We start from the raw sequence: 14,436 nt of genomic DNA on the forward strand, positions 1-14,436 counted from the left end.
ACTCCGGCCAGGCCAAGCCGCATGAGCGCACCTGACTTCCACCAGCTGGCCCACGATATCAAGCTCTGGGCACGGGAGCTAGGATTTGACCAGGCGGGCATCACCGACACCGATCTGCGTATCGAAGAGCCGAGATTGCAGGCCTGGCTGGATGCGGGCTATCACGGCAGCATGGATTACATGGCACGCCACGGCATGATGCGCGCGCGCGCCCACGAGCTGCTGCCGGGCACGGTGCGGGTGTTGTCGGTGCGGATGAACTACCTGCCGTTCGAGGCGGGCTTCGCCGCTACCCTGCGCGATCCGACTCTGGGCTATATCAGCCGCTATGCTCTCGGTCGCGACTACCACAAGGTGCTGCGCAACCGTCTCAAACAGCTGGGTGATCGCATCGAAGCGCGCTGCGCCGAGCTGTTTCAAGGCACTGAAGAGGCCTTGGGTGAGTGGCGCCCCTTCGTTGACTCCGCCCCCATCCTCGAGCGGCCACTGGCAGCCAAGGCAGGCCTCGGCTGGGTTGGCAAACACTCACTGCTGCTCAACGAATCGGCCGGCTCCTTCTTCTTTCTCGGCGAGCTGTTGCTCAACCTGCCGTTGCCGCTCGACCAGCCAGTGGAGAAGGAGCAGTGCGGCAAGTGCGTCGCCTGCATCAACATCTGCCCGACCGGCGCCATTGTCGCCCCCTATGTGGTGGATGGCCGCCGCTGCATCTCCTATCTCACCATCGAGAATGACGGCCCTATTCCGGAAGAGTTCAGGCCCTTGATGGGCAACCGCATCTACGGCTGCGACGACTGCCAGCTTATCTGTCCCTGGAATCGCTATGCCGATGCCAGCCCGGAACCCGACTTCAGCCCCCGCCCCAGCCTGCACCGCCCGCCCCTGCTGGCGCTGTGGTGCTGGAGCGAGAGCGATTTCCTCAAACAAACCGAAGGGAGCCCGATCCGCCGCATCGGCTATCAACGCTGGCGCCGCAATCTGGCAGTCGCCCTTGGCAATGGCCCGGCGACTCCCGAGGTGCTCGCGGCCCTGCAACTGGGGCTGACCACCGCCGATCCCATGGTGGCCGAACATATCGAATGGGCGCTGGCCACCCTTGCCAGGCGTCAGGATGAAGAGAACAAGAAGACCCGTTTGCTGATCCGCTGCATCGAAAAAGGTCTGTCGGATCACGCATAAGTGATCTGCCCCTTGCCGGATTGCAGCACTTTTTTCATGCTCTGCCGACCTGCAGTGCCCATAACAGCGTGGTCACTGCAAACTGGTCGGCACACAACAAGGACAACACAGATGCATATGTTGGGAGTGGATATTGGAGGCTCAGGGATCAAGGGCTGTCTGGTCGATACCAAAACCGGCGAATTGATTGGCGAGCGCCATCGCATTGCCACACCGCAACCGGCCACCCCGGCCGCCATCGCCCATACCCTCAAGGCGCTGGTCGAACACTTCGACTGGAAAGGACCGGTGGGCTGCGGCTTTCCCGCCACTATCCACAACGGGGTTGCCAAGAGTGCCGCCAACATCGACAAGAGCTGGATCGAAACCGATGCCGAGCATCTGTTTGCCGATGTCACCGGCAAGCCCTGCTATGTGCTGAATGATGCCGATGCCGCCGGTCTGGCCGAGATGCGCTTTGGGGCCGGCAAGGATCGCAAGGGGGTCATCATCCTCATCACGGTCGGCACCGGCATCGGCACCGCCATCTTCGTCAACGGCCATCTGCTGCCCAACACCGAGCTGGGCCATCTGATGCTGGAAGGAATGGTCGCCGAGCACTACTGCTCCGATGCGGCGCGCAAACGGGAAGATCTCTCCTGGAACCGCTGGGGCAAACGCTTCAACAAATATCTGGCGCGCCTCGAGTTTCTCTTCTCCCCCGACCTCTTCATTCTGGGGGGCGGCAGCGCAGCCAAGCTGGATAAGTTTGTCGATCGCATCGAGACCCGGGCGCCGCTTATTCCGGCGGCCAGCCTCAATCAGGCGGGCATTATCGGGGCCGCGCTCTACGCGGCCGAGCAGCAGGGCTGACCGACGCTCACTGCAAGTCAGCAGATACCAATGGAAAGGGCCCGGCACTGCTGCCGGGCCCTTTTGTTTTGCGGTCATCTTGCGTGTTTGGTGCTTATCACCCGTTACATGTCGTCGAGTCGGTGCACTCCGTGCACCAGTCGAGTCAGGCGGGTCTGCTCCAGCCCGGCCAGATTCTCGAGCAAAGCGGTGGTGGCCGGTGTCGGGCACTCCCGGGCCAGATGGCTCAGCTCACCCACCAGCTGCTCTTCCCAGCGGCATACCTGAGTGACGATATCCTGGGTCTGGACTGATGCCGACAGCTCGAAGCGGGTAATGGCAGGCAGCATATCCTCGCTGAAACTCTGGTTCAGCCAAGTCTCCCTGACCGCCTCTCCCAGCTGAGCGGCATATTCGTGCAAATGGGCACTGGCCGCATCCTCACGCCCTTGCAGATAGACCAGCAACATCCGGCTGCGTTCGCTGTCCACCTGACTGGACAAACGCCCGTAACAGAGTCCGAGCTGGTGATGAACCTGCTCAAGATAGTGCAGCAACTCTTTGATCTGTTGGAATCTCATCGCACTGCCCTCCATGCTTGTCGACAACATCAGTATAAAAAAACGGCGCCACCGACCCAATCCCTATCCGAGCCCCCCTTGCGCTGCATCAAGGTTGACGCCGACAAAGTGGCCGCCAGGTGAGCCTGTCACGAATAGGGAACGATTTGTGCAGCAATTTGTGCAACGATGGAGGAGCATTAAGCTCGACAGCAGATGTGAACAGAAACGGGCTGACACACTAATAAAACCAGCATTTACCGTGTATAAACCATCTTTAATTCGGTCATATCCCGTAGGGACGAAACAGGATCTGGCAGAGCAACAATACCATCCTGATTGTTATCCGCCTGACAGAAATCCTTATCACTTTTTTAGACGTCTAGACGTAAAAACATGCGTTGACATGGCCATCCAGACATCTTAGCATCATCCTCCATGATGACAGAGTAACCCAGTGGAACCTCTGCCCAATTTCCCCGCCTGTAGCGCCCTGTGCTTTAAGGCTGTTAGCACGGAAGAATCCATGATTAAGTTGATCGGTCTCAACAAAGTCTACGGTACAGGCAGTGACGCCGTGCACGCCCTGCGTGATGTGAGTCTGCATGTACCCCAAGGCAAAATTTTCGGGGTGATCGGTGCCTCCGGTGCCGGCAAGAGTACCCTCATTCGTTGTGTCAACCTGCTGGAGCGCCCGACAGAGGGTCAAGTCATCGTTGATGGCCAGGATCTGGTCGCCCTGAGCGAACGGGATCTGACCCAGGCTCGCCGCCAGATCGGGATGATTTTCCAGCACTTCAACCTGCTTGCCTCCCGCACTGTGTTTGCCAACATAGCCTTTCCGCTGGAGCTGGCAGGCTGGAGCAAAGAGAAGATCCAGCAACGGGTTGCCGAGCTGCTGGCGCTGGTCGGGCTGGAAGCCCGTGCCCAGGCCTATCCATCCGAGCTTTCCGGCGGTCAGAAACAGCGCGTCGCCATTGCCCGCGCACTGGCACCCGCCCCCAAGGTACTGCTCTGTGACGAGGCCACCTCGGCCCTCGACCCGCAGACCACCCGCTCGATCCTGACCCTGCTCAAGGAGATTAACGTCAAGCTGGGGCTCACCATCCTGCTCATCACCCACGAGATGGATGTGGTGAAGGGGATCTGTGACGAAGTGGCCATCATCAGCGACGGCCGTCTGATCGAACAGGGCGAAGTGGCCTGGTTCTTCAGCAACGCCAAAACCCAGCTGGCGCGTGACTTCATCCACTCCACCATCCATCTGGAGGTACCGCAGGAGTATCAGGATCGGATGAGTGCGGAACGGGTGCCGGGCAGCTACCCGCTGGTGAAGCTCGGCTTTACCGGCAGCACGGTCGATACGCCGCTGATCTCCGAGGCGAGCCGCCGTTTCAATATCGACATCAGCATTCTGAGCGCAGACATCGAGTACGCCGGTGGCGTCAAATTCGGTTTCCTGCTGGCCGAGCTGTTCGGGGATGAAGCCCAGTGCGAGGCGACCCAGCAGTTCCTTATCGACAACCACATTCAGCTGGAGGTAATGGGTTATGTCCGAAGCCATGATTAATCTGCTCATCACGGCCCTGGGCGACACCCTGATCATGGTGTTTGCCTCCGCCCTGTTTGGCTGCCTGCTGGGTCTGCCGCTCGGCGTGGCACTGCATGTGACCAAGGCGGGCCAGATCCTGGCCAACCCCTTGCTCAACCGTACTCTGGGTATGGTGGTCAACGTGGGTCGCTCGGTGCCCTTTATCATCCTGCTGGTCGCCATCATTCCGCTGACCCGGCTGATTGTCGGCACCAGTATCGGCACCATCGCTGCCATCGTGCCGCTGACTGTCGGTTGCATCCCTTTCATTGCCCGTCTGGTGGAAGGGGCCCTGATGGAAGTGCCGGACGGCCTGCTGGAAGCGGCCAAGGCAATGGGCGCCAAGCCGTTGCAAATCATCACCAAGGTGCTGCTGCCCGAGGCCCTGCCCGGCATCCTCAACAGTGTCACCATTACCCTCGTCACTCTGGTGAACTACTCGGCCATGGCCGGGGCCATCGGTGGCGGTGGTCTGGGGGATGTGGGTATTCGTTATGGTTATCAGCGCTTTGACCCGACCGTCATGCTGGTGACCGTGGTTATCCTGGTAGTACTGGTTCAACTTATCCAGAGCGCGGGTGAGCGCCTGGTCAACAAATGTGATCATCGTTAATCGTCGATTTCTGACAGGAGGTTTTATGAAATTTGGCATCAAATCCGTTGCGGCTGCCCTGCTGGCTGGTCTGGTTCTGGCCGGTTGCGGTCAAAAAGAAGAGAGCAAGGTTCTGAAAGTGGGCGCTATTGCCGGCCCGGAGACCGAACTGGTTGAAGTGGCTGCCAAGGTAGCCAAAGAGAAATACGGTCTGACAGTCGAGGTGGTCAACTTCTCCGACTACGTCACCCCGAACGTGGCGCTGAACGATGGCAGCATCGACGTCAACGCTTTCCAGCACAAACCCTATCTGGATGCGCAAGTACGTGATCGCGGCTTCAAGCTGGTGCCGGTTGGCAACACCTTCGTCTACCCGATTGCCGGTTACTCCAAGAAGATCAAGGCGCTGAGCGAGCTGCAAGATGGCGCTCAGATCGCGGTACCGAACGATCCGACCAACCTGGGTCGCTCCCTGATCCTGCTGGCCAAACAGGGCCTGATCACCCTGAAGGATGGCGCCGGACTGGAAGCCACCGTGCTGGATATCGCCAGCAACCCGCGCAACTTCAAGATTGTCGAGCTGGAAGCAGCCCAACTGCCGCGCTCGCTGGAAGACGTGGACTTGGCCATCATCAACAACACCTTCGCCGGCCAGATTGGTCTGACCCCAACCGAGAACGGCCTGTTTGTTGAAGACAAAGAGTCCCCGTACGTCAACCTGATCGTCGCCCGCGACAACAACAAGGATGACGAGAAGGTCAAACAGTTCGTACAAGCTTTCCAGACCGATGATGTCTACAAGAAAGGTCTCGAGCTGTTCAAAGGCGGCCTGGTAAAAGGTTGGTAATTGCTCACTCGGCAAAAAAGGCCACGCAATGCGTGGCCTTTTTTATTGGCGCCGCTATCATATCCGCGAGCACGGCAACACGAACATACTCATAACATGAAAAAATGGTATCTGGCCTACTGCAAGCCAAAAGAAGAGGCCCGCGCCCGCGCCCACCTCGATGCCCAGGGTATCGAATCCTATTACCCCATGGTGGAGATCGAGAAGCTGCGCCGGGGCAAACGAGTTCCGGTACGGGAACCCATGTTCCCCAACTATCTGTTTATCTTTGTCGATCTGGAAGAGGTGACACCGGTCACCCTGAAATCGACCCGCGGCATCAGCAGAATCATCCACTTTGGCAGTGAATGGACCCCCATCAGCAGCAAGCTGGTCTATCAGCTGATGAGCCGCGATGACAGCGACGAGGCGAGAGCCAGCTACGCCAGCCTGCCCTGCTCGGGCGACAAGGTGCTGATTGAAGAGGGGCCGCTTGCCGGCTTCGAAGCCATCTATATGGAGCCGGATGGAGAGAAACGGGCGATTTTGCTGGTCAGCCTGCTCAACCGGGAGACTACCAGCAGCTTCGACAACCACACCTTCAGACGTCTGGACTAAGCCCACGGGCCAGACGGCCCAGTGAATGGCAATAGCAATGGCGGGATGCTCCCGCCATCTCACGCATCAAGATCAAAGCGGGCGATGACCGCCTTCAGCTTGCCGGTATCGCCAGCCAGTCTGGCTACGATCTCCTCCCCCTGCTGACTACGCAGACAGGATTGCCGACTGAGCGCGGCAATGTCGTCGACCGTCCCGGATACCTCGGCGGCCACCCGCGACTGCTGCTCGGTTGCCACCGAAATGGCCTCCAGCTGTCCCGACAGCGACTGTACCAGCTCGTTCATGGCACTCAGGGTATCGGTCACCAATCCGACTGCATCCCGCCCTTGCTCTACCAACCGGGTTCCGCTGCTGACGGTACTCACCGTCTGGCGAGTCTGCTGGGAGATGGCCGCAATAGTCTGGCTGATCTCGGCGGTTGATTGATGAGTGCGGGTCGCCAGCTGGCGTACCTCATCGGCCACCACCGCAAAACCGCGCCCCTGCTCACCTGCCCGTGCCGCCTCGATCGCCGCATTGAGGGCCAGCAGGTTGGTCTGCTCCGCAATGGTGGCGATCACCTCGGTGATCTGCCCCACCTGTTCACTCTGATGCTCCAGCAGCCCCATGGCTTCGTTGGCCTGTCCAATCATGGCGGCAATCTGCTGCATGGTATCGCTCATTCGTGCCAGCGCGGCCTCTCCCTGACGGGTCTGCTGCCGCACCTGATGGGCTCCATCCGCCACACCGGCAATGTTGCCAGCCACATCACGGGCACTCACTGACATCTGGTCGATAGCCGCCGCCACCGCATCGACCCGCTGATCCTGCTCCGTCAGATCCGCCACTATGGCTCTGGTGGTGCTGCCCACATCGAGACAGGCCACCTCGACCTGCCCCACAGCGCCCTGCAACTCCCCGACCAGATGATGTAACTGGGCAGACATCCTGTTGATGGAACCGGTCAATTCTCCCAACTCATCCTGCCCTGTGATTGGCAAGGGCTCGGCCGCCAGCCGGCCATCCGCAACCTGCCCCGCCCGGCTCACCAGACAGGCAATGTCACGGGTCAGACGGCGACTAAAGAGCCATGCGACCAGCATGCCAAGCACGATGGCGCTGCCGGTAGCCAACAGCAGTGTCTGGTTGATGGCCCTCCCGGCTCCGGTCATCTGCGCCGAAATCTGATCCACCTCGGCACGGGTTTTCCCCACCTGCTGGACCAGCTGCTCGCTGAGGCTGGACTGCATCGGCTCGATGTCGGTGGCCATCAGGTAGTTTGCCTGATCCCAATCCGGTGCCTGGCGCTTCTCGATCACCTGTCCCACCAGCTCGGAGAAGGGGGTCGCCATCTCTTCAAACAGCTGCCAGAGGCTCTGCTGGGTGTCGGTAAAGAGCGCGGCTTGCTGTTTAACCTCAGCCACCCGCTGCTGATGAAACTGGTAGTAATCCTGATATTTGCTGCGGTATTCGGGATCGCCTGAGATAAGAAAATCCCTCAGGGCAGAGAGGGCGTTGGCGAGGCTGTTATAGGCATCTCCCACCTGTTTGAGCAGCATGCGGCGATCGCCGGAGAGTTGATCCTGCGGAGTGCCAACTTCTTCATTGGCAAAGGATTGCAACTGATCGAGCGCCGCCTCCGCCAACGGCCCCGCCTCCTGCAACATCAGGGTGTGAGCGGGCAGATTCTCTTCGCTCTGGGCGATGGTCCACACCTTCTCCTGATGGCTTTTGAAGGTCTCGAGAGACTTGGCGAGCGCCGGGCTGAACGCCTGATGGGCGATGGCCTGCCAGGCCGACTCCCACTCCTGCTTGAGGCGGGAAGCCTGAGCCGGATCCTTGCCGAGGATCAGATAGCCACGCAGGGCAGAAACGGTGGCAACCAGTGCCTTCTGGCTCGCCTCATCCCGCTGCAGGGCGGGCAGCGCCTGCTCCAGCAGGGTGTGTTGGGCCTGATTGATCTGGGTCAGCCGGTAATAGACCAGCGTGGAGGAGAGCAGGATCAGCAGGTTGATAAAACCGAAGCTGAGCAGCAACTTGCTTGAGATTTTCATGAACATCCTTGTTCAAACGGAGGGATCCAGCCAACAGAATCAGATAGATATCAGTGTAGGCAATCTATCTTGCCAAGTCCGGTGCCAATTAGCCAATTCACTGCGCGGCATCGGGCGGGCAGAGAAAAATCCCTGACAGAGGTCACAACCGAGCTGAGCCAGCACTCGCCAGGTCGCCTCATCCTCTACCCCTTCCGCCACCGACTTCAGCCCCAGCTTGCGGGCCAACTCAATACTGGACTCGATGATAGCCAAACGTGACGGATCGGCATGGCAGCGATCGACGAAAGAGCGATCCAGTTTGAGTTCGGTGAACGGCAACAGTGCCAGCTGCTGCATCGAGGAGTAGCCGGTACCAAAATCATCGATGGAGAGGCCAAAGCCATGCATCCTTAGCCGGGTCAGCACCTCCAGAGACTTGCCCAGATCCTGCACGAATGCGCTCTCGGTCACCTCGAGGGTGATGAGCTCAGGATTGATACCCCAGCGCTTGCACTGATCAATCAATAAGTTGCAGAGGTCCCCTTCAATGAGTGAGGTGGTGGAGAGGTTCATCGACAGATTGAGTGACAACCCGGTTTCCTCCCATAAATGGCCATCACTCAGAGATTTGCTGATGATCACCTCGGTCAACGGATCGATAAGCCCGTTGTGCTCCGCCAGTGAAATAAAACGCCCGGGCGGGATCAGGCCAAACTCGGGGTGTTGCCAGCGGGCCAACGCCTCCATCCCGACCCACTCGCCGGATGCAAAACTCACCTTGGGCTGATACCAGGGCAGCAGTTGATCTTGTTCGATCGCCCGACGCAACTCATCGAGTCCTATTCTGTGCCCCTCTTCCTCCCTGAGGGGTTCCTGCCGGGGTGACCAAGCCTGGATAAGCCGCTGGAGCTGCTGCGGCGTTGAGGGTTTCTCTATGCGACCGAGCACCTGCAGGCCATAAGCGGTACTCATACGCAATACGGCTTCGACCACATCCCCCTCAAGCGCGCTGGAGAGGATAATGCCGCCCTGAAAACCACCCAGCGACAGGCGGCGCAACAGCGCCATGCCATCCATTCCGGGCATTCGCAGATCGCAAAACAGGATATCGACGTTGTGTTGCTGGCTAAGCGCCAACGCCTCGATACCATCAACCGCTTCCAGCAGATTCTGGTAACCCAGGCTGCGGATCTGGTGCAGCAGCGCCTTGCGCTGAAATCCATGGTCTTCCACGACCATGATGACCAACTCATGTTGTGCTTTTTTCATCGAGCCATAATCCAATGTCGTGGGCAATCGCCGTCATCAACCTCTGCACTGTGCTGACCAGATCGTCGAGCTCGTCGAGCCGCTTCAATCGCGCCGCCGATTCCAGCATGGCGGCCTGGCTGGCAAGCTCCTCCAACCCGACCATTCGGGCAGCCCCCTTGATCCGGTGGGCGCTCTCTGCCAAAGCGCTGGCATCATGACAAATCAGTGCTGCCATCATGGCCTCGCCATCCTGCCGGTTGGAATCGAGATACTCCACCGCCATGGCTCGCGCGGTCAGCTCGTCACCAAACAACGCCAACCAGCGTTCAGCCTGCATGCCTGTAGCCCCATCAACGGGCGCAACCGCGCTTCTGGTTGGCGTCTTCTCTGCCAGCCAATGGGCCAGCATCTGGCGCAAGATATCCAGCGGGTAGGGCTTCAGTAACATGTCACTCATGCCTGCCTCTACCATACGAGCACTCGCCTCTTCCGACGTATCTGCCGTTACCCCTATGATGGGGGCCGTCACTCCCGCAGCCCGCAGCGCCTTGGTCAGGGCATAACCATCCATCACCGGCATATGGCAATCAGTCAGCAGCAGAGAGAATTGCTGTCCCTGCCAGGCCCGCAGAGCCTTCTCGCCATCTTCCACAACCTGAGCCTCGATACCAAGAATGGCCAACTGCCGTGCCAGCAAGGCACGATTGACCGGATGATCATCGGCCACCAATACTTTGCCACCCAGCTTCTCTGCAAGCGCAGGGAGGATTGGTGTGACCCGCTCCTGTAGCAATTCGTGGCAGCTCTCCAGCAGAAGATCCGGATAGAGAGGAGATAGACCCAGGCGCCACCATTTCTGTTCACCAATCCGACCCCGTAACGCCTCATCGGGTGATGCTATGATCCCCTTCAGCGCAGAGTGTTGCAGCCAGCTTTGCCATTCCCCCCCAAGCGCTTGCTCAAGCCACCGTTGATCGGCCAACAGCAACCCTTCCAGTGAACGACTGAGCTCATTGGCCCCCAAGTACCTGAGCTTGGCCCCCTGCCGTACCATGGCCGCTTCGAGGTTGGTGTCATCGCTGAAAAACCACCATTCTGTGTCAGCCAGAGCTGGGGGATCCCACTGCGGATTGGTAAGCGGTACGGTAAAGCGGAAGCTGGAGCCCTCTCCTGCCTTGCTGGTCAGTGTCAGTGCTCCCCCCATTTTGCACACCAGCTGCTCACAGATTGCCAACCCCAGGCCGGTGCCACCAAAACGACGGTTGATATCTGACTCCACCTGCTCAAAAGGCGTGAACAGCAGCGCCTGCTTCTCTTCGGCGATCCCGATACCGGTGTCACTGACACTGATGGTCAGTTGCTCGCTCAGGTAGCTGACCTGGATAGTAATCCCCCCTTGTTCGGTAAACTTCACCGCATTATTGAGCAGGTTGGAGATGACCTGACCGATACGCACCCCATCGATGTCAGCCCAATCCGGCACATGATGCTCCCACTCCAGCAGCACGTTGAGCCCCTTGTTATGAGCCAGTGCCGCGTGGCCACGAATGGCATCGCAGATCACCGTTTGCAACCGGCTGCTCTGGTAATTCAACTGCAACTGACCCGCTTCTATCTTGGAGAAATCGAGGATGTCATTGACCAGATAGAGCAGGTTGTTGGTCGAGGTAACCACATTGCGCACCATAAAACGCTGGTCGTCGTTGAGCTCGCTCATTTGCAGCAATTCGAGCATGCCATGCATGCCTGAAATGGGTGTTCGTAGTTCATGGCTCATGGTTGCCAAAAAGCGGCTGCGAGCCTGCATCGCCTGCTCGGCATAGGCGCGAGCTTCGCGCAGCTCGTATTCCTGTTGCTTGAGGGCCGTAATGTCCTGAATTACCCCGTTAAGGATCAGTGCCTGCTGCTCCTGTCTGACAAAGTTGCCACGCACTTGCAGATAGCGATCTCCATCAGGTCGCTCTACCTTGACCTCCAGATCGAGGGGCGCCAGAGTCTCGGCATGATTGGCCACCTTGCTGACAAAATCCTGCAGCGCCTCTTCGGTAAAGCCGAACACCTCACCACCCGATTCGGCATTGAACAGATCCTGCCGGGAAGCCCCGAGGATCTCGCTGGCACCCTGAGAGGCATACAAAAACCGCCCCTTGCCGGGTCCTTGCCACAAATACTGATAGACCACCCCAGGCATGCTGTCGGTAATCTGGGTAAGGCGATTTTCAGCCTGACGGGCGCGCTCCTCCGCCTCCTTGATCCGGCTGACATCGGTCAATACTGTCAACACCCCCAGCATATTGCCATCGGGATCGCGATAAGGGCGTTTGGCATAGATAACATGGCAGGGCGTACCATCAGCTCGCAGGTTACTGCCTGCCCCCTCCAGATCCTGTCCGGTCTGCCACACCAAACGCTCTTCTTCCAACACACTGTTTTTGAGAGTCTCTGGCATGTTTTGCAGCTCCTCACTGCTACTGCCAGCACCAAGGAAAGCATCGCGGTAGGCCTGATTGCACAAAGTGATCCGCTGCTCGCTATCACGTAGCGCCACCATGGTTGGCAGTGAGTTGAGCAAGGTCTGCACAAACAGCAACTGTTCGTTCAGCTTGTCCTCTGCGATTTTGCGCTGCGCAATCTGGCGACGCAAACTGCGAGCCCAGAACATCACCAGCAAACCGCTGACGAGCAAGGCGCCCCCCCCTATGGCCAACCATTTGTAAATCAGGGTGTAATCAGACTCGATATTGACCGACACATTGAGCCAGCGTCGTTCCAGCAGTTGCCACTCCTCATCCGTGATGGTCAGCAGCAACTTGTCCATGATGCGGAGCAACTCGGGCTGAGCATTATCGACGGCCATACTGATAGGTACGGAAAATTCGGGGGAGCTCAGCACTACCTGATACTTATCATTGAAACCCTTCATCGCCTGCTGTCCCAGATTGGTCATGGTCAACAGCACATATTCGGCTCGCCCAGTATCAAGCAAGGTCAGTAAATCGGCATCTTTGCCTACTTCGATAATATTGGCGCCCAGCGCGTGAATGAGAGAGGCTTCGTAAGAGCCCGTCACACCACCAATCAGACGCCCTTTCAGCTCGACCAACGACTTCAGCGGGCGAGCACCGTGTCTGGCTACGACATAGCTGTCGAACTTCAGATAGGAGGAGGTAAAAGAGGCAAAGGACTGACGATCCTTGAGCGGTGTCATCAAGGGAATAAGGTCCACTTTGTGCTCTTTCAGCAGTTTTAGTGACTCCTGCCAGGTATTTGTCGACGCCAGCTCAAAGCGGATCCCGGAGCGCAGACTCAATAACTTCATCAGGTCTGCCGTATAGCCATGCAATTCACCTTCGTCATCGATTTCGCTGATGCCGGCAAATCCGGGGGCAACGGCGAACTTGATCACCTTGTTTCTCTGCTTCAGCCAACTAGCCTCATCAGGTTCCAGCAACAGACCAGCGTTGGCGCGTTCATCTTTCTGATGCAACCGTAATCGTGAGTCTGCAACGGGTATCCGTTGATATGCATGCCAAAGCTTCTCGCTCAGCTCTGGCTGGCGGGAGCTGGTCGCCATCGTCAGCGTGCTGCCAGAAAGCCACCCAGGAGCGACAACCCCCATTGATGCAGGCATTCTCTCCATCTTGAGGGAAACAATGGGTTCCAAATCAAGATATGCATCGACAGCGCCCAGCTTGACCATATAGGTCGCCTCAGTACGGCTCTCCAGCTCAGTTACATCAGAGATCCCCAAACGAGCCAATTCATTACAACTGCCAAAACCACGAATACAGACCCAGCGTAACTTGCGCGCCTGCTCCAGGGTCAATTGCTGATCCGGGGTATGCATTAAAATGGAGCGAGCATAAGAACCGATACTGCCAATAGGGTTTATCCCCTTCAATTCAAGAGCATTACGTTCGACCCCGATTAATGCATCGATCTGGCCGCCTTGGAGAGCAATCTGGGCATCTACGTAGGAGTTGTAGGATATATAGCGCAGGGACACGCCCATTTCGGCTGCAATGCGCGAGGCCAACTCCTTGAGCGGACCGGCATAACGCTGGTTGGGGAGTTGATAGATGAAAGGGGGATAACCACCACGGGGAACCCCGACCAGCAGCTCCTTTTGTGCGGAGATTTCGTTACTTGTGCTCTCATCTTGCGGTTGGGGAGCCGCAACAGCCAACATGCCCGAAAACAACAGCAAAATGGGAAGAAAAAGCTGACGAAGGAGTGGCATAAGGTCTTGTCCTGATGAGTAAAACAGATAGGGCTGCCACCTCTAATCTTGCAGATCCTGACGACGCAAGGCGAGAAAACAATCGCAGCTGTTACAAAGAGGGCGGAGAGGATAATACTGAGTCACCAACATGTGAACCTGGAATCAACCGCAAGATGGAAAAATGGCAGGCATGCAGCCTGCCATTTCACTAGCGAGGGGGATCTTATTCTCCCCTTCGCGATCAGGTTATTCGATTCCCGAGGCGGAAGCCGGTTTGATACTCCCGCTCGCGAACGAGGGCGATTTGACCCTGATATCCTTCCAGCCCGATATCCCTGAGCAGGGCGGGTGACAAATTGACCTGCACGAGACGACGCTCGACCCGGGCAATCCTTCTCTGGACCAGGGATTCAACACTGCGCAGTAAAACCAGTTCGATAGACATGACATTCTCCAGTTGAACATGCGGTTCTCCCGGAGAAAGTGGATATCACCCTGCGGGACGAACCGCGGGTGATAAAAAGACAGGGGTTACCTGTTTACGCCACGCGGTAAAAGAGCACGAGATTTCACGCCGCACGCAGTGCCGCGAGAGAATGCAATATTGAGCATCAGATGTTGCATATTCGTCTCCTTACCGGATAAAAGTTGAACAGGTTGCAGAAGTCTAAAAAATATCCGAATTTAAAACAAGCCTCTTGCGACTCCTTTTTAAACGTTTTTACGGCATTTTATGCTGCCCGACAGGGAG

General features: G+C 57.8%; 11 protein-coding genes. 6 read left to right on the plus strand and 5 right to left on the minus strand.

Annotation, left to right across the window (positions count from 1 at the left end):
• The first annotated feature begins 21 nt into the window (after positions 1 to 21).
• Both queG and ppgK read left to right on the plus strand, forming a co-directional pair.
• Positions 22 to 1,176 carry a tRNA epoxyqueuosine(34) reductase QueG gene (gene queG, locus AB5Y71_RS16910; protein WP_368172054.1) on the plus strand — a complete coding sequence of 385 codons (1,155 nt, stop codon included), beginning with the start codon at positions 22 to 24 and terminating at the stop codon, positions 1,174 to 1,176.
• A gap of 111 nt (positions 1,177 to 1,287) precedes the next feature.
• A complete protein-coding gene (gene ppgK / locus AB5Y71_RS16915; protein ID WP_005339062.1) occupies positions 1,288 to 2,028 on the plus strand; it encodes a polyphosphate--glucose phosphotransferase in 741 nt (246 codons plus the stop codon).
• A 104-nt stretch (positions 2,029 to 2,132) separates the two neighbouring features.
• Here ppgK and AB5Y71_RS16920 read toward each other — a convergent pair whose 3' ends face one another.
• Positions 2,133 to 2,588, minus strand: a complete 456-nt coding sequence (locus AB5Y71_RS16920; protein ID WP_139747899.1) for a hypothetical protein — start codon at positions 2,586 to 2,588, stop codon at positions 2,133 to 2,135.
• 505 nt (positions 2,589 to 3,093) lie between these two features.
• Here AB5Y71_RS16920 and metN point away from each other — a divergent pair.
• The 4 genes from metN to rfaH all read left to right on the plus strand — a co-directional run bounded on the left by metN (position 3,094) and on the right by rfaH (position 6,194).
• On the plus strand, positions 3,094 to 4,137 hold the full coding sequence (gene metN / locus AB5Y71_RS16925) for a methionine ABC transporter ATP-binding protein MetN (protein WP_005341087.1): 1,044 nt from the start codon (positions 3,094 to 3,096) through the stop codon (positions 4,135 to 4,137).
• Positions 4,118 to 4,771: a methionine ABC transporter permease gene (locus AB5Y71_RS16930; RefSeq protein ID WP_005339070.1), complete on the plus strand. Its 654-nt coding sequence runs from the start codon at positions 4,118 to 4,120 to the stop codon at positions 4,769 to 4,771. The genes metN and AB5Y71_RS16930 overlap by 20 nt, the downstream gene beginning before the upstream one ends.
• A 25-nt stretch (positions 4,772 to 4,796) precedes the next feature.
• Positions 4,797 to 5,597 carry a methionine ABC transporter substrate-binding lipoprotein MetQ gene (gene metQ / locus AB5Y71_RS16935; protein ID WP_005339072.1) on the plus strand — a complete coding sequence of 267 codons (801 nt, stop codon included), beginning with the start codon at positions 4,797 to 4,799 and terminating at the stop codon, positions 5,595 to 5,597.
• A gap of 96 nt (positions 5,598 to 5,693) precedes the next feature.
• Positions 5,694 to 6,194 (plus strand): transcription/translation regulatory transformer protein RfaH, encoded by a 501-nt coding sequence (gene rfaH, locus AB5Y71_RS16940; protein ID WP_005339074.1) that lies wholly within the window; start codon positions 5,694 to 5,696, stop codon positions 6,192 to 6,194.
• Positions 6,195 to 6,253: 59 nt separating this feature from the next.
• Here rfaH and AB5Y71_RS16945 read toward each other — a convergent pair whose 3' ends face one another.
• From AB5Y71_RS16945 to AB5Y71_RS16960, 4 genes are all read right to left on the minus strand, one after another.
• Positions 6,254 to 8,230, minus strand: a complete 1,977-nt coding sequence (locus AB5Y71_RS16945) for a methyl-accepting chemotaxis protein (RefSeq protein ID WP_368172055.1) — start codon at positions 8,228 to 8,230, stop codon at positions 6,254 to 6,256.
• A 39-nt stretch (positions 8,231 to 8,269) separates the two neighbouring features.
• On the minus strand, positions 8,270 to 9,481 hold the full coding sequence (locus AB5Y71_RS16950) for an EAL domain-containing protein (RefSeq protein WP_368172056.1): 1,212 nt from the start codon (positions 9,479 to 9,481) through the stop codon (positions 8,270 to 8,272).
• The gene (locus AB5Y71_RS16955) at positions 9,462 to 13,703 is read right to left on the minus strand and encodes a transporter substrate-binding domain-containing protein (protein WP_368172057.1); all 4,242 of its coding nucleotides are present in this window, start codon (positions 13,701 to 13,703) and stop codon (positions 9,462 to 9,464) included. The genes AB5Y71_RS16950 and AB5Y71_RS16955 overlap by 20 nt, the downstream gene beginning before the upstream one ends.
• A 223-nt stretch (positions 13,704 to 13,926) precedes the next feature.
• Entirely contained in the window at positions 13,927 to 14,130 is a 204-nt protein-coding gene (locus AB5Y71_RS16960; RefSeq protein ID WP_005349248.1) for a hypothetical protein, read from the minus strand.
• Positions 14,131 to 14,436: the final 306 nt, after the last annotated feature.

The sequence above is a fragment of the Aeromonas sp. R9-2 genome, assembly GCF_040908025.1.
GTDB lineage: Bacteria > Pseudomonadota > Gammaproteobacteria > Enterobacterales > Aeromonadaceae > Aeromonas > Aeromonas veronii.